Origin of the sequence: Acidaminobacter sp. JC074 (genome assembly GCF_022496765.1) — a bacterium.
Lineage (GTDB): Bacteria > Bacillota > Clostridia > Peptostreptococcales > Acidaminobacteraceae > JABXKX01.
This window is the reverse complement of sequence record NZ_VANV01000027.1, coordinates 30,886-48,962: the sequence shown is the minus strand read 5'-3', so window position 1 is coordinate 48,962 and position 18,077 is coordinate 30,886. Positions and strand designations below refer to the sequence as shown.

Below are 18,077 nucleotides of genomic sequence, written 5' to 3'. Positions count from 1 at the left end.
TAATATGATCTAGTCCTCTGCTAGGCATAAACTTTGATGAAACTCATAAGAAATAGCATAGGACATACTTATGGTCAAATTAGTAGAGTTTGAATAAAATAAGCCAGCTGATTTTACATTCAGCTGGCATTGTCACTATATGAATAAACCAAATCACTACTGCTTTCTCATAATTATTATAATCATGCACCTAAATATTCATCACTTATCGTATGTATAAAAGTCTTAAAAACATTGTCCCTATGATGAATATCAGTATGGATGTAATTAAAAGATTCAGAAATAATTTTCTTAGTTACATCCCCAGGTAATAGTTGATTATTATTAATTGGCTTGTAAAACAGATTCATGGGTAGTTGCCCTTCTGGTGTTGGCAAATTATAGGTAAGATTTAATTTTTTTGCACCTAATCGTTCATAAAATTTAATTCTTCTTTTTTGTTCTGCTTTTCCCTCATCTATTTCAACCTCCATAAACATACCTAACTTATTTTGACCTTCTTTGTCAATTATTTTGTTAAATAAAAGAGTACCGTATCCAGCATCTTGATATTTATCCTCAATTGCCATGTAGTCCAACCATAATGCATTTGAATCACTTCCATCAAATACCAAAGCATAACCTACAATTTCTTCAAAAATTTTATGTTTTGCTAGTAACAACTTGTACTTATTTTTAAGCATTAACATCTCTAGATGTTCTATGCTTTTTCTTTCATTTTGTGGAAAATCTCTTTCAAAATTTGCATAAAGCATCTTTAGATCATTGATACTACCTTCTAATATATTGATATCATTCAATGAACCAATGACAAATTCTTGGAAGTCTTTCTTAAACAATCTTATATTATGTTTAAACCAAGAGTAATGCAACCTGTTTTCCTCAAACATCACTGGAATCCAAGTCTCAGATAACTTAAATCTACCTTTCTTGTCCTTCTGCTGATCATAAATTGTCTCCACAAGATTCCAACACATAAAAGCATATATCTCATATTTTTTCTTATACTCATCTTCATCTGAGCATTTATAAAAGTTAGATGTCATACTGTAGTTTCTCAAATCAGGTGTATCTAACCCTAATTTTAATAAATCACAATACTGATTATCAATGTCCAAATAAGAGGTATCATTTTGGGATAGCCTGTAAATATAAAGTGATACCCCCAGTGAAAAGATTGCTATAGTTACTGATACTATTGATATTACTGTTGAAAACATATACCCTCCTATCCAAAAAACAGTTTAATAATAACGACTTAATCTTACATGATATTATATATAAATATGGCTACTAAAAATGGCGCAACTTCCGAAATTGTCTATGAAATGTCCCTTAAATGCCAAGAGTTTCTTTACCTAACGATCTACTAAAAAAGAAAATAAAATCAAACTCTCATTGAAAAGTACATAACTCTCATTAGAACTACAATAAAGCATGCAATCTAAAAATAGACTAACTCCATCTCAACCATCATCAACAACCTTGCTTAGAATATAGGGCCAATCAATTAATATCATTAAGATTCATTTCTTAACTAAAGACTTTGAAAAGTTCATATAAAACTTACTAATATTAGTTTACCATAAAATATTACTGTACTGCGAACATCACTTCTTTATTATTCAAAATCTATAAAAAATGAGGTGCCTTCTAAATAAATCTGAATTATCAATGAATCTCTTATGTTAGATCTTTGGTATTCGCAGTCTAGCACAATACATCCAATTAACCAGAATTAATTAAGAATTACTGAACATGTAAAATATCAACTAGTAAAACAAGTTCAAAAGGCAAACTTTTTACCAAAACACCTACATAAATAGTAAAATACTTTCTCTAACACTAGAGGTATTAATCATACCATTACATCATCAATCTTATTGAGTATAATAATAATACCAAAGTGATTTGTATTCTTCCTCATCAAGCTTTATAACATAATAGCTCACATCATCAAAAACCTGAATGCCATCAACTTCGAAATCCTCAAATATCAATGATATATGTATGTAATTTTGCTCGGGTGAAGGAAACTCTATGCCTATTATATTTTCTATCAAGGGATTATTTTCAGGTGATTCATATCTTGGTTCACCATACAACTCATCCTCATAAATTATCCAGTTTTCATCTAACATGTAAGAAAAAAATTGAAGTTTATCTGTCTTAGTCGCGCGCTCATCTAACAGGATGCAAAACTCTTCAAAAGTCATGTTGTCATGATCTGGACTAACCTTCATTCGGATATACTTCATATCATCAATTTCAACTCTTTTTCCTAGATATTGATTATTTCTTAAACCATTTAAGATTTCAAAATCCTTCTTAAATCTTTCTATGACCATGGAAGTATCAAACTCGTAGGCGTACTCTATGTGTTCAGTTTGATGATATATATCAGATGTAGAGATTTTTGGCATTGTTCTAGTGTTGGTATACCACTGACCTTTATAGGAAAATAACTCTAACTTACTATAGAACATAAGATCTGAATTTGTATAAACACCAATAGTATCAGAGTATGGATGAATTGACTCAATGGTAAATTCAGTATCTTTAAATACATACTCTGGACATGGCAGCTTATATAATTTTTCATCAACTTCAATTATATATCCTGAATTAATAGCAATTCTGTACCAAAGCTCTAAACGCGGCTCATATATGGCTCTACCAAAGTAGTCCATAAACTTATCATATGTGTCATACTCACCACCATACTTATAGTATGTTTTCCCATCATACTCATAGACTTCTTCAGTAACACCATCTTCAATAAGTTGCAAGGATTCTAAAATAAGATTGATTCTTTCTTGTAACTTCTCTTCTAATGGATTTTCATGCTGAAGGTCTGAAACCATTTCATCTTCACTTATCGTATCATTAAATGTGTTTACATCTGTACTCAAAAGATCTTGCGCCACTACTAAATTGTCATTTCCCACTATTCCAGCATCTTTTTCTACGCCTATTTGATCATCCCCATCCATGCCACATGATAAACACAGTGTTGTCAGCGTAACTATAATTCCAATTATAATTTTTCTCATCATCATTCCCCTAAGTACTTACATATCTTCTTAACAACATTCATACCTATCAAACATTCAAAAGTAAAGCATATATAGATTTTATGCTGATAAATGAATTCATATTTCTTAAACACTACTCGCAACTTTGTATGCAGAAAACTCCTTCTATCACAACCCAATAAAATCAAACCACATAACAACCTTTTTAGGTTCATCATCATTAGTGAAAAGAGTAAAACCATTTGAATCCATCATTTCACAAGAATTTCAACTTCCTCTACCTTTGAACCACCCACATTGATAATAAGAGTATTCAGCTTTGCCTTTCCTTTAGCCACGCCTTTTATGACAATATAACCAGTTAGAAAATCATCTTCATTCATCTTAAAAACATCTTTGTCACTTGATGAAGAAAATAACAAGGTTGTTTCATCAATTAACTTATGAGATTTATTAATTTTGATTGCTAATTCTTGTCCAACTTTCAATTCAATTTTCTTTTTATTATCAAAATCAACTTCGTATGATAACAAATTACCACTGTCTTTAATGACAGATTTCATGGCATTTATTTTTTGTATTTTATCGCCTGAAATGTGATTAAGTGTTTCTTCTTTTGTTTCCTTATCAAACACAAATAAAAGTATATCCTCATACTCACCACCTAGCTCTTTTGCAACCATAGTAAGATCCAATGCACCTATACCATTAATACCTCCATACATTCTTACTCTATTAGCATAACTGCTACTTGATTGCTTAATATGAGCTTCTAAAGATCTACTTTCAGGGCTATCTAACCAAGTAAATATAACAAGACCACCACTAATGACTAAAAGTCCTAAAATTATTGAAAACCAATTATTTTTCATATCCTACCTCCAAACTAAAAATCATTAGTATATGATCTTATATTTTTCCAACATAACAATAGAAAAACTAATATCCCTACTATAACGCCAGATGTATCAATTATGACATCAAAAAAACTAGGCCCTCTACCAGGTACGAAAGATTGGTGAAACTCATCAGAAACAGCATAAACCATACCACTAACAAATGTAAGAAATACACCACCACGTCTTGTAGCATGACTCACTTTAAATGCATGCATTAAAAGAAGACCCAGCACCAGATAAATGGTAAAGTGAGCAGTCTTTCTAATATAATGGTTAAAGGTCTTTAAGGATAGATCTTTAAAGACTTTGCCTACTAAAACAAAAAGCTTCTCAGTAATACCAGTACTAAGCTCATTAGACTGATCAGCTACTTGAGCTGAAAGTAAAAATATTAAAATCATCCATCCTATGACTAATAGCCATGACACAGTCATGGCTAAATTAAATCGTTTACTCATATCTATTTACAATATCCTTTAAGTAATCTAATACACCATCTTTTAGCTCATCTCTTCTTAGAGCATATTCGATAGTAGCTTCAATAAATCCTTGTTTATCACCAACATCGTATCTTCTACCTTTAAAGTTATAGGCAAAGACATCTTCTCTATCAGCCATTTTTTTAAGAGCATCTGTTAGTTGGATCTCTCCTCCTTTACCAGGAGATGTGTTTTCTAATACAGAAAACACCTTAGGAGATAATATATATCGACCTAAAACTGCTACATTAGAAGGTGCTTCTGATGCAGATGGTTTTTCTACCATAGTAGTTACCTTATATAAGTCATCGGATATTAAAGAACCTGAAACAATACCATATTTAGAAACATCAGATGAATCAACTTCTTGTACCCCAAGTATAGATCCACCTGTTAAGTTATAAACATCCATCATCTGCTTTAAGCAAGGTACTGAATCATTATATACTACATCATCACCTAGCATTACTGCAAATGGTTCATAACCTACAAAACACTTGGCACATGAAATAGCATGCCCAAGTCCTAAAGGCTCTTTTTGTCTAATATAATGAATGTTAACCATATTAGAAACATCACGTACAATAGACAGTAGCTCAGATTTACCTTTATTCTCTAAATCTAATTCTAATTCAACAGACTTATCAAAGTGATTCTCTATAGAAGACTTATTACGACCTGTAATAATCAAAATCTCTTCAATACCAGAAGCAACAGCTTCTTCTATAATGTATTGTAAAGTAGGCTTATCTACTATAGGTAACATCTCTTTAGGTTGTGCCTTAGTAGCAGGTAAAAACCTAGTTCCTAAACCTGCTGCAGGTATAACTGCTTTACGTACTCTCATAGATTACTCCTAGTCTCTACAATATAAATCTCTAGAATAAATCTTTTCTTCTACATCTTTAATATCATCACTTAATCTATTAGCTACGATTACATCAGATATTGATTTAAATTCCTCTATATCATGAATAACTCTTGAATTAAAGAAGTTTTCCTCTTTAATAGTAGGTTCATATACTACAACTTCAATACCTTTGCCTTTTATTCTTTTCATGACACCCTGAATAGAGGAAGCTCTAAAATTATCTGAATCTGTTTTCATAGTTAATCTATGAATACCTACTATCTTTGGTCGTCTAGCAATGATCTGATCAGCAATATGATCTTTTCTCGTTCTATTTGCATCCACAATAGCTCCAATAATATTGTTAGGTACATCTGCATAATTGGCTCTAAGTTGTTTTGTATCTTTAGGTAGGCAGTAACCACCATATCCAAATGATGGGTTATTATAATGACTACCTATTCTTGGGTCTAAACCCACACCTTCAATTATCTGCTTAGTATCTAATCCTCTTACTTCAGCATAAGTATCTAACTCATTAAAGTAGGCTACTCTCATTGCTAAATATGTGTTAGAAAATAGCTTTACCGCTTCTGCTTCTGTCGAGTTTGTAAACAATACCTCAATGTTTTCCTTTTCAGCGCCTTGTACAAGCATATCAGCAAATATTCTAGCTCTTTCGCTATCCTCACCTACAATAATTCTCGAAGGATAAAGGTTATCATATAGCGCTTTCCCTTCACGTAAAAACTCAGGGGAAAAGATGATATTATCGGTTTCAAACATTTCTTTCACTTTATCTGTATAACCTACAGGAACTGTAGATTTTACAATCATAGTAGCATCTGGATTAATTGCTAACACATTTGCAATTACGGCTTCTACAGTTCGCGTATTAAAATAATTCTTTTCAGGATCATAATTGGTCGGTGTAGAAATAATAACATAATCTGCACCCTGATATGCTTCAAAAGTATCTGTTGTTGCAGTTAGGTTCAACTTTTTTTCAGCTAAATATTTTTCTATATCAACATCTACTATTGGAGATTTCCTATTATTAATCATCTCTACTTTTTCTTTGATAACATCAAGCGCTACAACTTCATTATTTTGTGCTAATAGTACAGCATTCGATAGTCCGACATAACCAGTACCCGCAATTGTTATTTTCATATCACACCTCTTTAACTTTTCACTCAAAAGCCCTAAATATTAGAATTATCTCTTTTATTGTAAAAATCATTCCAGACTACATCTACAATGTCTTCTCTTTTTTTACACTCTGATCCCTCAAATTTCAGTCTTGTTTTATACAAATCATCAAATGTACCAATCACTTTAGCTGGCACACCTCCTACAATCACACCTTCACCTACATCCTTAGTAATTACACTTCCAGCTGCAACAATTACATTTGGGCCAATACGAACATTTGGCATGATAGTTACATTAGTACCGATGAATACGTTATCCATAATTTCGATACAACCAACATGTGATTGGAAATTCTTGTTTCCTAGATTACTAAAAACCTTATGTATAATATCATGAGTTGTGAATGACACATTCGAAGCAATTGCAACGTTATTATGTATTTTGACAAACTTTGGGTCTGCAGGTAAAATTCTTGGTTGAAAATGTACATTATCGCCTATATAGGAAAAAAAATTATTCTTACGTATCCATTTAGTACGTCCTCTTGCAGAGGGAATCAATGCACATCTAAGTCTGAGAATCTGGTTCTTTAATACATAGTTCATTACACTTTCACCCTTTCTTTTATCTTTTTCGCAGGTACTCCTCCTACTACAGAGTATTCTTCAACATTTTTTGTAACAACACTTCCAGCAGCAATAACAGCTCCTCTTCCAATATTTACTCCATTCATAATTTGTGCGCCATATCCAATCCAAACATCATCCCCAATTATTATATCTCCCTCAGTATGTCCCTGTTCATTAATCAGAATAAATTTATTTATGTATTGATGGCTCTCCGTACGTAAATGTACATTATAAGATATTAAACAATTATCACCTATTACAATTTTTGAACTCGGAGAAGCTTGAATAAATCCACCATTAATATATGAATTTTGACCAATGTATATATTGCCAGGATAACGTAACTTACACTCATGGCTTATATACGAAGGCGCATTCACATTTTTTTGATTCACAGAGTAAATATTATTCTTTTGTTTCAAAAACAAGAAAATATTCTCAAAAATTTTGACTACTTTATATATAGTTCTAATAATAATAACTTTCACTTTCATAATTTTCTAACTTTAATCCTTTTTGTAACATAATTTCTCAACTTCATAAGTTCTTCTACCTTCAACATGTATGAAAGACTAAAATAAACGATGCATCCTACTATAACCGAAATGATTAAAGTGATTTCTGAGCTAAAACTGCTCATTAGTATACGTTTTATTACAGCTGTTACAATTCCCATAACACTAGAGCAAATAATTACTTTACATATCATATTTTTAAACTTTTTTGTAACTATATTACTAACTTTATCGTTTAACTGTATAAACAGCAAAACCGCACAAACAAATGCTGATATACTTGTTGCTAAAGCAAGGCCACTTAATCCTAGAAAATGCGATAAAACGAAATTAAGAACAATATTTAATATGACAGAAATAATACCATTTATCATTGGTGTTTTAGAATCATGCATTGCTACAAACACTCTTGTGAAGATCTGTCTCAAAGCATAGCTCAATGTACCTAAAGTATAAAAAAATAATGCCCAAGATGTCATGTCTAATGCAAATTCATTGAAATTTCCTCTGAAGAAAACAACTTCTACAATTAGATCGCTCATTAGCATACCACCAATTGTTAAAGGTACTAACAAAAAAAATATTAAACTCAGTGCATCTTTAACAATCATTCTCAGTTTATCTAGACTTTCATTACTCGCTGCTTTCGAAATATTTGGATATATTACTGTAACAATTGACAAGACAAAAACACTCTGAATGAACTGATTTAATTTGCTAGCATAATTTAATGAGCTAATCCCTCCAACTACCAACGATGAGGCGATAGATTTATCAACTAGTACATTTATGTCGTTAACAGCTACACTTATAATAACTGGAACCATCAAAACAAGCATTTCTTTTAGCTCTGTCTTAGATTGGAAATACTTGAACTTAAATGCAAACTCGTGCTTTTTCGCATATATCGTTAGCAAAACTAATTGTGCTATGGATGCTAAAACGACACTAAATCCAAGTAAACTTAAATTACCTTTTGAACTAACTATAATTCCTATAATGATGAAAAAGTTCATTGGTAATCCTAATAATGATGGAATTGTATAATTACCAATATATCTTAGATAACTTCTATAAACAGATATTGGTCCAAAAAAGATCATCCCGATTAAGGTTATCTTTGTTAGTCTTACAGCTAAATCAAGAGTTTCTCCTTCAAATCCTATTGCAAATGCCCTAACAAGAATATCTGTAAAAAAAATACTAACTAGAATAACTATCAAAGAAAATAGAATTAAAAGACCAACTAAATCATTTGTAAACTTTAAAGCCTGACTTTTACCTGATTTCGTCTCAATATTAGAGAATGTTGGAATGTATGCAGTGGAAACCCCTTCACCTATAAATGAAAATATGACTAAAGGAATAGTTAGTGCAATTAGAAACGAATCCGAGATATATGAAGCTCCGTAAAAATACGATAATGTTATCTCCCTAATCAAACCAGTCATTTTACTGACAGTTATTAAAACCATTACCCAAAATGTGGTTTTTCTCATTTTTCTACATCACCTTTCACAATCTCTGAGTGCATTTTCTCTGCAGCTCCGTCTTTCATTTCGGTATTTACACGAAGTATTCTATTGCAGTTTTTACTTGCAAGAATATCTCCCATGAAGTCAATAGAATCTTTAAAGTCATCGAGATATTTCATCTTGTTCTTTTCATCCCAGTTTTCTGTTAAACTTGGCCAGCCTGATTGTCTATTATTAATCCTTTCAAAAGCTACTGAAGTTGAACATTCTAAAAAGACATTTACTACAGAATTTGAATTAATAGAATAAGACTTATTTCTCATTAGTTCATTAACATAATCTATCATCCTGTCTCTTGTAAATAAAGTGGCCAAATGTAGTATACTTTCATCCATTAACACAACAATAGACTTATCTTGAATCCCTCCCATCTGTGTAAGATATAAGTCGTTAATAATACAATCATAAAAATAGTAAATTCTTTTCAAGTTGCCTATAAATGAATATTCTTTACTTAATAGTAAAAAAATTAATCGAATAAAATGAGGATGAAATAATTGGATTATATATTTTGGCATTTCAAGAATCTTTCTATTCAATTTTTGCTTTTTCCTCAACATTCTTATATCTTCTCTTGTAATCACTTCATAAACTATAGAACTATCACTTTTTAGCATCTCTATCGTAGAATTAACCAAACAACTTTTCCCTGATCCAGGAATTCCAGTTAAATTAAATATCACTTCCTTTACCCACTTCCTCAAATAAAATCGTTAAAGAATTTGAAATATTCTTGATTTCATATCTTTCAGCAGTTTTTATAGAATTTTCACGCATGAAATACAAGTCGTCCGAATCTAATGAGAGAAACTTATCAATACAATCAGCTAGTGACTTTGCATTTCCCAACTCAAATGAAAAACCATTCACATTGTCCACTAAATAATCTTTTAGTCCATAGTTGTTAGTTCCAATTACAGGTGTCCCACAAGCCATCGCTTCTAATCCAACAAGACCAAGACTTTCACTTTCTCTCATTGTAGGAAAGCATAATACATCAATAGCAGTATACACATCGCGTAATTGCTGTTGAGGTAACATGTCATACTTAGTAATGACCTTTTCTAAATTGTACTTTTTTACTTTTTCATTAAAAAAATCATTTTCTTTACCCGATCCAACTACAACAAATCTTATTAAATCACCATATTTTTCTTTATCTAGCAAACTTATTGCCTCTAAAAATATGTCCCATCCTTTTTGATAATCAATTCTTCCAACATAACCTATATATATTTTTTCCTTATCCAGCTGTAAAACATCACAACATATATTTCTATCAATATCACAATTAAAAACTGAAGGATTAATCCCTCCCGAAGGAAACACGTTAACTATTTCGGAATCAAGATTATATCTATATATGACTAGTTCCCTATAATACATAGAAGGAACAACGACTTGAAATGCATTATTAAGCAATTTTCTTACGTGTTTTTGCAACTTTTTCTGCCCTTTATTTTCAGGCATAACATCACTTCCATGAAGATTTACGATAATTTTTTGCTTTCGCCTCATCTTGCTTATCATGTTCAATGGAATTGCACTATGTGATGCATAATGAATGTAAACAATTCTATCTGTAACAACAAGCAAATATAATATAATATGTGCATAATACAATAAATATTTAATTCTTCTTATCACACTATTATTAGTTTTTGTCATTACAATTTTTTTTACATCATGTTTCTCATCTAGCAAGATATCCTCACTTGTCTTTACAAACGTTCCATAATAGGGATGTTTTTCACTGGGATACATATTCGATAATAATAATATTTTCATTATTTCTTTCCTTATTCTTTCCAGTCTATTTGATTTGAAGCAACTACACAGGCACACATAACCCAAAACTCCTGTGACCCAGTCATACTACCGTGTGTAGAATAAGTCACAATTATTAATGTCAAGATACCTGTTCCATATAAGTTTTTGTTCTTTATGATTAAACGAAAATGATAACCTAAAAAACTAATTAATAACAATAATTCAATACTACCAGCTGTAACGAGAGTATCAAAATAAACTGAGTGAGCATAATAATTGTGTCCAGATATCAATTCAAGAGTTTGATACAGTCCCAAGCCTGCCCCCCATAAGAACTCACTTCCTTCAAGTTCGCTTAATGCCCCCAGCCAAATATCCCATCTTGGATTTTCAGACCATTTATCTTTATATAGCCTCTCCAATTCATTATTAGTTATACTACTGTTGATAAATGGTAATAATAATGCTATTACTAAAATAAATAATGCAATTACAATGACGAATTTTATGTAATCCTTTTTATTAAAAATTCTATTTCTATGTATAAGCAATACAAAAATTATCGATATAGCAATCGCTAAGATAGGTCCTCGAGAAACAGTAAATATAAGCAATAGTATGCTGGATATCAGAAAGACACCGAGTTTAGGTAATGAATATTTTTCTGGATAATACATACTTTTCTTGTCATACATTTGAAGAGTAAGTATAAGAATCGTGGGGGTCACTATATTTGCAACTTTTTTTACATTTCCACCAATTCCGATTCGACCTGCACCTAGAATATCTCCATTAATTAGCAATACTACAAATGTTGCGATTACTGCTAATAGCATACTGTAATTAAATAGTCTAAATATTTTCTTGTCACTTTTTAAGGTACTCTCAACTAATATAAAGAGTACTGCAATCTGTATTACTAACATAAGTGGGGCTATACTGTAACTAATATCACGGGAAGTTAATGTTGAAATTGCTGCAATTACAATAAAGCTTAAAAAGAACATAATCAAACCACTAGATAATTTATTCAATTTATCTCTAAACAGTTGCATTAGCATTGAAAAAAACATTAATCCAAAAAAAATATAATGGGGTTGAAAATTCAGTACATCTCCTAATGTATAATAAAAGGAATATGACATAATCCATATGCAGTAACCTAATGTAGGATTCATCACTATAACAATAAAACTTAAAAGTAAATATGCCCCTAATGTTATATAACTTGGATGAATACAAATTCCTACTAACGACAGTGCAATGAGTCTTAAAAGTACTAAATCACATGAATTGTTTGTTTGTTTTTTCAATTGATTTCTAGTCTCCTATATAATCCTTGATAATTCTTAGAATGCGACCTGTACCTGCAAATTGCTTACATTCAAAATCGCAACTCATCTTCTTAATAGCATGCACTAATTCAGATACCTCGTTTACTGAAAGAATAAAATTTTTATTCGAGAAGTATTCAACTATTTGTGTTTGATGATCATCTGAGTGTTCTTCATATTTTGACAATCTTGGAAGAGCTATGACTTTTTTATTTGCCTTCAGAGCAGTAACTATAGCCCCAGTTCCACCATGAGTAATAACTAAATCTGATTCTTCCACCCTCAAACTATACTCATCAGGATCTAAATAATCTACATAATCATAATTTATGGGAGTATAATCAGATTTTCCTACTTGGGCAAAAACTTTTTCATTAATTACACCTTCTTCTATTAGTTTGTCTACTTCAATAAGTAATCTATTGAACTGAAAAATTTGAGTTCCTAAACATATAAATATCAATAAATACTACCTCCATATACTGCATTTGGGTAAAAATCTAATAAAGATTCCCACTGTACAATAAACAAGTCTGCATACTTGTACATAACTTTCCCTGTTCGAGTACAGTCATGAATTCTTGCAAAAGTTTCTATATATATAATCTTGCACTTTTTTAATTTTGCCCATAATACGAATGGAAATATGATACTTGTTCCTGTACTGATAATTACATTAGGTTTCTCTTTTAGCATTATTCCAAAAGCTTTTACAGTGTTTAACAACATTTTTGTAAAGAAAAATCTTTCCTTGTGGCCATTTTGAATCAAGTAGTAGTCTGCTTCATTATTTATCTTTGTTTTTTCTGTTACTACAACACCTTCATATTCTGTCAATAAAGGTTTTATCATTCTTAACTGCTCAAAATGCCCCCCCGAAGACGAGACAAGTAACAATTTATTTTTTTTCATAATACTATCACCTCCAAATCAGTTGTCTGACTTTCTTAAAATTGAATAGTTTAACTACAATGTCGAATAGGTAAAATAGTAATGGCAAATAATCTCCCTTTTCATATATCATATATCCAATTTCTCCTCGTATTGGCATAATTATTCTTTTTGTTTTATCCATAAATGTACCATTACCAAACATAATACTTAAAACATCAGCAGGAAGATACCACCTTAGCTTAACATTCCCCCTTGCAATTTTTATCTCACTCGTTGCCTTGTTATTGATATATGGATTTATTAGACAATCCGTTAGGCTAATCCCTGATATTTCTAATAACCTTATAGACCCCCACGCCCTGGGATTTATCTCCATAAGAACTAGTTCATCATTACGAGGATCTGTCATAAACTCTACCATTGCCAAGCCATTCCACTCTAATTCATCTAACAGTGACTGAGCCAATTTTTCAGCTTTCTTATTATTTATTGACTCGCACAAACTACTTGGTCCACCTGAAACAGGAAACTCACGAATTCTTTTATGAGCAACTCTGAATTGAGCTTTACCATGATAATATCCGAATGAAACTCCTATTGCATCTCCACCATGTGGTATATACTCTTGAATTAACGGAAGCCCATATTTACTTAAAAATTCCAATTTTACATTATTGTAATCACTGTAATTATTACATATTTTTATTCCTCTTGATCCAGAACTTCTAATTGGCTTAAGTAAAATTGGAAATTCAGAATCAGATAACTTCTTAACAAACATGTCCATATTCTCTTCATTATCTGGATAATAACTTTCGGGGATTCTAATTTTAAGTTTTCTGGCAAGTTCTATTGTTTTACTTTTATCAACACAAAAAGAGAACGAATCATATTCCGGAACAATGCAAGTAAACTTTTTCTTTAAAACAATTGATTTTGACAACAACTCAACAGTATCTTCTTCACAAGGAATGACAAATTCAACTTCATTCTCACTTAAGACTTTATTTAGCTTTTTTTCATTATAGTCATCTATTCTTATACCTTTGACTGAATACTTACTATAAGCTGAAATATTTATCACTTTATCTGAAATGCAGAAAATTGTATTGTCATCTTTTCCCAAGTTCCTTACTATTGCCAGAGCTTTCCTTGACTCACTATTTAAAATTGCTATTCGTGCCATTATTCACCATTTTCTTTAATTTCTTAATAACTCTCAAGATGATACTTTTTTTTTTTGTGTGTACTGAGTACTTATGTTCAAGCAGCTTAATTAAATCATCCTTAGTAATAACTTCTTCATTATATTTCATCTCAAGAAATACTTGTCCAACTTCACTGATTTTATGTGCATCACTTCCGGCTCCGCACATCTTTTTATTTGATGTCGCAAATCTTCTTGCAATCAAACTTTCAAACCTGGTCAAATACTTTCCATTTTCTATTTCAATAATGTCAACTTCATTGATAAACTTTTTCACCGCTTTAATATTTGGTCTACTTTTCCTTCTATATAAATCAAAAGGATGTGGAATATATACTATTCCACCTTGACTCTTAATTTGGAGAATAGTGTTTTTTAAAGTTAACCCTGAACTTATACTCTCTTTTAAAAACAATCCCACGATTTCACCTGCATCACATGTCATTATTTCTTCTCCAGGTATTATTATCAATTTACCAACTCTATAAGCTTTCCCATCATTACTCTTTTGATATCTATAATGAAAATCAAAGTTGTTATGGTCTGTTATAGCTAATACATCAATGTTACCATCATAATTTAAATATTCGTTATAGGTAGTATAACCATCATAAGAATAGCTACTATGCGAATGTAAATCGAATTTCATACTACTCATCTCCATAAATAACATCAAACAAACTACTCTTATTTTGAATTGAATAATTATTGTCAATGACAATATCATTCAACATTTTCTTAGACATAACTTCCAATTTCAGCATCAAAGGATGCTGCGTTCTTTTCCTTACAATTTTAACTATTTTATAGAAACTTCTTAATAAGTTATTCGGAATATAAACAACGAATTGCATTCTACCATTTGACTTTTCATTTTTAATATAATCTCTTGATTTTACAGTTTCATCGTCAACAAAATTATATATTCCACTTTTCACTTCATTTTTTAACCAAAATATGATCTTATCTACCACATTGTCTCTAGAAATAACACTCAATAGAGCAGTTTTGTTTGAAATATATCCGATTCGAGGATATTTGAGATATATTCTTTTATTGATATCTAGGGTATTTTGACTGGAATAGACAGGTGATAATCTAGCAATCATATATCTGGAATTTATTAGTGTATCCCTTATATAATTTTCGGTCATATATTTTGATATGCCGTACGAGGAAATAGGTTTCACTTCTATTTCTGTATCAGCTACACTACAATCGATATCACCATAAACATCCACACTACTTGAATAACAGAATTTGCATTGAATCTTATTTGCATAATCAACTAATGTTTTACTAGCGAGATAATTGATTCGATAATGTTCCGACCAAGAATAAACTCTACCGTTCTTTTTATACGGCAATCCTGCTAAATGTATAATACAATCAATACTTAATTTACTAAGTGCACTCTCAAGTTCTATACAATTAGAAAGATCAACTTGCATTTGTGCATAGTTTTTGTTATCAAAACTAGACCTTAACTGTCTAGAAACACCTATCACAAAATAATTTAAATTAAGCAGTTTTTTTACTAACTCACTTCCAATATATCCATCTACCCCAGTTACAAGAATAGTTTCCATTATTTATCCTCCGGTTCATAAGTTAGCAATTGAAAGTCAAAATCCCTCTCATAAAAAAACTTAATAATTTCTTCAACTTTCTTTAGATTTCTTTTTCTACCAACTTCTAATCTGAATTTGTCTATTTTACTAATATCCTTAGGTAACGGTATTTTTATATTAGACAACTCAAATGGATGCAAGTATAGAAGAAACTCATTGTTTTTTTTCAAAAACTTATTTAATAAATAAAATATAATGGGTTTAGGAAACAGTCTAAGATATCCACCTCCTGAAATCGGAATATTGAACTTCCAAATTTTTATTGTAGGAATCTCTACTTCTAAAAAACTATCATTTAAGTATTTCAAATCTGAAATTTTCTCAAAATCTGATAAATCCATAGTATTGTATAATGGATGTTCTTCAAACGAAATCAGACTCGAATCGAACTTGTAACCATTTTTTTTTAACAAATCTATTTTTTCTCTATCAGCAGAAAAACAAGGTGCTCTGTATCCATGAACAATATTTGATCCTATTGCCTCATTTATGGCTTCCCTTGACTGTCTAATTTGCTCAACAAAATCTGCATCAGAAATATTATATAATAGCTCGTGAGTATGACCATGACTTCCAATTTGATGTCCGCGATTATAAATATCACGTAATATATCCGCATTTTCTCTGACATGTTCCCCCAAAACAAAAAAAGTAGCCTTAATTTTATAACGATCTAACATGTCTAGAAAATATATTATTTCAGGTATAATTTTAAAGCTCTTGTCACATGAGGCATATTGCTTAATGTACTCTAAGTCATACCACTCCTCAATATCAACTGTTAAATATACCCTTTTCATTCTTGCTTCCCTTCTCTTAATCCATCACTCATCAATACATTTATAATAGTTCCAAAAAAACATTTCCAATCTAAGAAGAAACCTAAATTTTCTATATAAACGCCATCTAACTTCGCTTTCACATCAATTGATAGTTCATCTCGTCCATTTATTTGAGCCCATCCTGTTAAGCCTGGTAGAATGTCATTAGCCTTATACTTCTCTCTTGCTGCAATTAAATCATATTGATTCCAAAGAGCTGGTCTTGGGCCAATTATTGCCATTTCACCTTTTATTATGTTTATGATTTGTGGTAATTCGTCTAGACTAGTTTTCCTTAAGAATTTTCCTACTCTTGTAATCCATTGGTCAGGATTATCAAGTAGATGCGTTGGTGTATCTTTAGGTGTATCTATTCTCATTGTTCTAAACTTAAGAATTTGAAAATGCGTTTTGTTGATACCTACTCTTTTTTGCTTAAATAAAATTGGACCCGGCGAATCTATTTTTATAGCTAAAATAATCAATAAGAAAAGCGGCGATAGAACAATAAGTCCTATTGTCGCTAATATAAAATCCATTACTCTTTTTATTTTAATGTACATATCACGAACTCTTTTCTTCTACTACCACACTGTTTTTAGTTAGTCTGTAGTGGTCTTTTAACAGTGCATCTGATCTGTATCTGCTCATTAATGCAACTTTGTCATAGTTTTCAAATTGAATATGGTATGATCTGTTGCCTACTTCTGTTATCTTTGAGATGTACTTTGTATTGACGACATATGAGTTATGTACTCTTACAAAGTTATCTGGTACTCTAGTCATTAGTACTTTTATAGACTCTTGTACTGTTAGTACATCGTCTTCTAAGTGTACAAAAAGTTTCTTTGCATCCTTTTCAAAGAAGATGATTTCATCATAATCTTTTAGGATAACTTCATTTTTTATCTTTACAACAAACTTATCTGGTACAGCGTTTGTTTTCTCGTCTATAACATGTCTTGGCGTCTTTGCTTGCAGGTTCAGTCTTAACTGAACACGCTGCCAATCTATAGGATAGTAGAAGTAATCTACTAGGTTAGTACCAGAGAATAAGTCTACTCTGCTTTTGTCTTCTAACAGTACGAGTGTTGGTATAGAGTTCTTCAGTAACATACTGAAAACAAAGGCTCTTAAGTTATAGCTAAAGTTAGTAAAATATTTGTCGTTTATGATGGCTAAGCCGTAATCATGATTTTTTGTAAAGGATTTGTAGTTCTCTTCATGAAGAGAATCAATGCTGAGTTCAAAATCTACATCACTAAAGCCACATTTTATAATTCTTTCAGTATCTAGTTTTTCAGAAACTATTAATATGTCCAT

The 18,077-nt window shown here is 31.0% G+C and carries 20 protein-coding genes; all 20 read right to left on the bottom strand.

Annotation, left to right across the window (positions count from 1 at the left end; translation table 11 throughout):
* Nucleotides 1–182: 182 nt before the first annotated feature.
* Nucleotides 183–1,220 (bottom strand): GNAT family N-acetyltransferase, encoded by a 1,038-nt coding sequence (locus tag EZV73_RS24170; RefSeq protein WP_240843025.1) that lies wholly within the window; start codon nt 1,218–1,220, stop codon nt 183–185.
* A gap of 660 nt (nt 1,221–1,880) precedes the next feature.
* Nucleotides 1,881–3,053 (bottom strand): hypothetical protein, encoded by a 1,173-nt coding sequence (locus tag EZV73_RS24165; RefSeq protein WP_240843024.1) that lies wholly within the window; start codon nt 3,051–3,053, stop codon nt 1,881–1,883.
* Between the two features lie 233 nt (nt 3,054–3,286).
* Nucleotides 3,287–3,907 (bottom strand): hypothetical protein, encoded by a 621-nt coding sequence (locus EZV73_RS24160; protein ID WP_240843023.1) that lies wholly within the window; start codon nt 3,905–3,907, stop codon nt 3,287–3,289.
* Nucleotides 3,908–3,921: 14 nt separating this feature from the next.
* Entirely contained in the window at nt 3,922–4,392 is a 471-nt protein-coding gene (locus tag EZV73_RS24155) for a VanZ family protein (protein ID WP_240843022.1), read from the bottom strand.
* A complete protein-coding gene (galU, locus tag EZV73_RS24150) occupies nt 4,385–5,260 on the bottom strand; it encodes a UTP--glucose-1-phosphate uridylyltransferase GalU (RefSeq protein WP_240843021.1) in 876 nt (291 codons plus the stop codon). Before galU ends, EZV73_RS24155 begins: the two co-directional genes overlap by 8 nt.
* Nucleotides 5,261–5,269: 9 nt before the next feature.
* A complete protein-coding gene (locus tag EZV73_RS24145; RefSeq protein ID WP_240843020.1) occupies nt 5,270–6,436 on the bottom strand; it encodes a nucleotide sugar dehydrogenase in 1,167 nt (388 codons plus the stop codon).
* Between the two features lie 32 nt (nt 6,437–6,468).
* Nucleotides 6,469–7,023: an acyltransferase gene (locus EZV73_RS24140; RefSeq protein ID WP_240843019.1), complete on the bottom strand. Its 555-nt coding sequence runs from the start codon at nt 7,021–7,023 to the stop codon at nt 6,469–6,471.
* Complete coding sequence (locus EZV73_RS28960; protein WP_305037122.1) at nt 7,023–7,541, bottom strand: acyltransferase; 519 nt, start codon at nt 7,539–7,541, stop codon at nt 7,023–7,025. Before EZV73_RS28960 ends, EZV73_RS24140 begins: the two co-directional genes overlap by 1 nt.
* Complete coding sequence (gene murJ, locus EZV73_RS24130) at nt 7,538–9,061, bottom strand: murein biosynthesis integral membrane protein MurJ (RefSeq protein WP_240843018.1); 1,524 nt, start codon at nt 9,059–9,061, stop codon at nt 7,538–7,540. Before murJ ends, EZV73_RS28960 begins: the two co-directional genes overlap by 4 nt.
* On the bottom strand, nt 9,058–9,780 hold the full coding sequence (locus tag EZV73_RS24125; RefSeq protein WP_240843017.1) for a hypothetical protein: 723 nt from the start codon (nt 9,778–9,780) through the stop codon (nt 9,058–9,060). The genes murJ and EZV73_RS24125 overlap by 4 nt, the downstream gene beginning before the upstream one ends.
* Nucleotides 9,770–10,885, bottom strand: coding sequence for a glycosyltransferase family 4 protein (locus tag EZV73_RS24120; RefSeq protein WP_240843016.1), 1,116 nt, complete (start codon nt 10,883–10,885; stop codon nt 9,770–9,772). The genes EZV73_RS24125 and EZV73_RS24120 overlap by 11 nt, the downstream gene beginning before the upstream one ends.
* Before the next feature lie 11 nt (nt 10,886–10,896).
* Nucleotides 10,897–12,180: an O-antigen ligase family protein gene (locus EZV73_RS24115; RefSeq protein ID WP_240843015.1), complete on the bottom strand. Its 1,284-nt coding sequence runs from the start codon at nt 12,178–12,180 to the stop codon at nt 10,897–10,899.
* A gap of 7 nt (nt 12,181–12,187) precedes the next feature.
* Complete coding sequence (gene pssE, locus EZV73_RS24110; RefSeq protein ID WP_240843014.1) at nt 12,188–12,664, bottom strand: PssE/Cps14G family polysaccharide biosynthesis glycosyltransferase; 477 nt, start codon at nt 12,662–12,664, stop codon at nt 12,188–12,190.
* Entirely contained in the window at nt 12,661–13,113 is a 453-nt protein-coding gene (gene pssD, locus EZV73_RS24105) for a PssD/Cps14F family polysaccharide biosynthesis glycosyltransferase (protein ID WP_240843013.1), read from the bottom strand. Before pssD ends, pssE begins: the two co-directional genes overlap by 4 nt.
* Nucleotides 13,114–13,120: 7 nt before the next feature.
* The gene (locus EZV73_RS24100) at nt 13,121–14,281 is read right to left on the bottom strand and encodes an ATP-grasp domain-containing protein (RefSeq protein ID WP_240843012.1); all 1,161 of its coding nucleotides are present in this window, start codon (nt 14,279–14,281) and stop codon (nt 13,121–13,123) included.
* Nucleotides 14,256–14,951, bottom strand: a complete 696-nt coding sequence (locus EZV73_RS24095; RefSeq protein ID WP_240843011.1) for a PHP domain-containing protein — start codon at nt 14,949–14,951, stop codon at nt 14,256–14,258. The genes EZV73_RS24100 and EZV73_RS24095 overlap by 26 nt, the downstream gene beginning before the upstream one ends.
* Before the next feature lies 1 nt (nt 14,952).
* Nucleotides 14,953–15,891, bottom strand: a complete 939-nt coding sequence (locus tag EZV73_RS24090; RefSeq protein WP_240843010.1) for an NAD(P)-dependent oxidoreductase — start codon at nt 15,889–15,891, stop codon at nt 14,953–14,955.
* Nucleotides 15,891–16,733, bottom strand: coding sequence for a polysaccharide deacetylase family protein (locus EZV73_RS24085; protein WP_240843009.1), 843 nt, complete (start codon nt 16,731–16,733; stop codon nt 15,891–15,893). The genes EZV73_RS24090 and EZV73_RS24085 overlap by 1 nt, the downstream gene beginning before the upstream one ends.
* The gene (locus EZV73_RS24080) at nt 16,730–17,317 is read right to left on the bottom strand and encodes a sugar transferase (protein ID WP_240843008.1); all 588 of its coding nucleotides are present in this window, start codon (nt 17,315–17,317) and stop codon (nt 16,730–16,732) included. The genes EZV73_RS24085 and EZV73_RS24080 overlap by 4 nt, the downstream gene beginning before the upstream one ends.
* 1 nt (nt 17,318) lies before the next feature.
* Nucleotides 17,319–18,077 (bottom strand): LytTR family DNA-binding domain-containing protein, encoded by a 759-nt coding sequence (locus tag EZV73_RS24075; RefSeq protein ID WP_240843007.1) that lies wholly within the window; start codon nt 18,075–18,077, stop codon nt 17,319–17,321.

Excerpts from the sequence above, each read along its gene's own strand:
- EZV73_RS24080 (WP_240843008.1), bottom strand. The coding sequence starts at position 17,317 with ATGTACATTAAAATAAAAAGAGTAATGGATTTTATATTAGCGACAATA.
- EZV73_RS24165 (WP_240843024.1), bottom strand. The coding sequence starts at position 3,053 with ATGAGAAAAATTATAATTGGAATTATAGTTACGCTGACAACACTGTGT.
- pssD (WP_240843013.1), bottom strand. The coding sequence starts at position 13,113 with ATGAAAAAAAATAAATTGTTACTTGTCTCGTCTTCGGGGGGGCATTTT.
- EZV73_RS24170 (WP_240843025.1), bottom strand. The coding sequence starts at position 1,220 with ATGTTTTCAACAGTAATATCAATAGTATCAGTAACTATAGCAATCTTT.
- EZV73_RS24075 (WP_240843007.1), bottom strand. The coding sequence starts at position 18,077 with ATGGACATATTAATAGTTTCTGAAAAACTAGATACTGAAAGAATTATA.
- galU (WP_240843021.1), bottom strand. The coding sequence starts at position 5,260 with ATGAGAGTACGTAAAGCAGTTATACCTGCAGCAGGTTTAGGAACTAGG.
- EZV73_RS24145 (WP_240843020.1), bottom strand. The coding sequence starts at position 6,436 with ATGAAAATAACAATTGCGGGTACTGGTTATGTCGGACTATCGAATGCT.
- EZV73_RS24090 (WP_240843010.1), bottom strand. The coding sequence starts at position 15,891 with ATGGAAACTATTCTTGTAACTGGGGTAGATGGATATATTGGAAGTGAG.
- EZV73_RS28960 (WP_305037122.1), bottom strand. The coding sequence starts at position 7,541 with ATGAAAGTGAAAGTTATTATTATTAGAACTATATATAAAGTAGTCAAA.
- EZV73_RS24155 (WP_240843022.1), bottom strand. The coding sequence starts at position 4,392 with ATGAGTAAACGATTTAATTTAGCCATGACTGTGTCATGGCTATTAGTC.
- EZV73_RS24085 (WP_240843009.1), bottom strand. The coding sequence starts at position 16,733 with ATGAAAAGGGTATATTTAACAGTTGATATTGAGGAGTGGTATGACTTA.
- murJ (WP_240843018.1), bottom strand. The coding sequence starts at position 9,061 with ATGAGAAAAACCACATTTTGGGTAATGGTTTTAATAACTGTCAGTAAA.
- EZV73_RS24100 (WP_240843012.1), bottom strand. The coding sequence starts at position 14,281 with ATGGCACGAATAGCAATTTTAAATAGTGAGTCAAGGAAAGCTCTGGCA.
- EZV73_RS24120 (WP_240843016.1), bottom strand. The coding sequence starts at position 10,885 with ATGAAAATATTATTATTATCGAATATGTATCCCAGTGAAAAACATCCC.
- EZV73_RS24160 (WP_240843023.1), bottom strand. The coding sequence starts at position 3,907 with ATGAAAAATAATTGGTTTTCAATAATTTTAGGACTTTTAGTCATTAGT.
- EZV73_RS24095 (WP_240843011.1), bottom strand. The coding sequence starts at position 14,951 with ATGAAATTCGATTTACATTCGCATAGTAGCTATTCTTATGATGGTTAT.
- EZV73_RS24140 (WP_240843019.1), bottom strand. The coding sequence starts at position 7,023 with ATGAACTATGTATTAAAGAACCAGATTCTCAGACTTAGATGTGCATTG.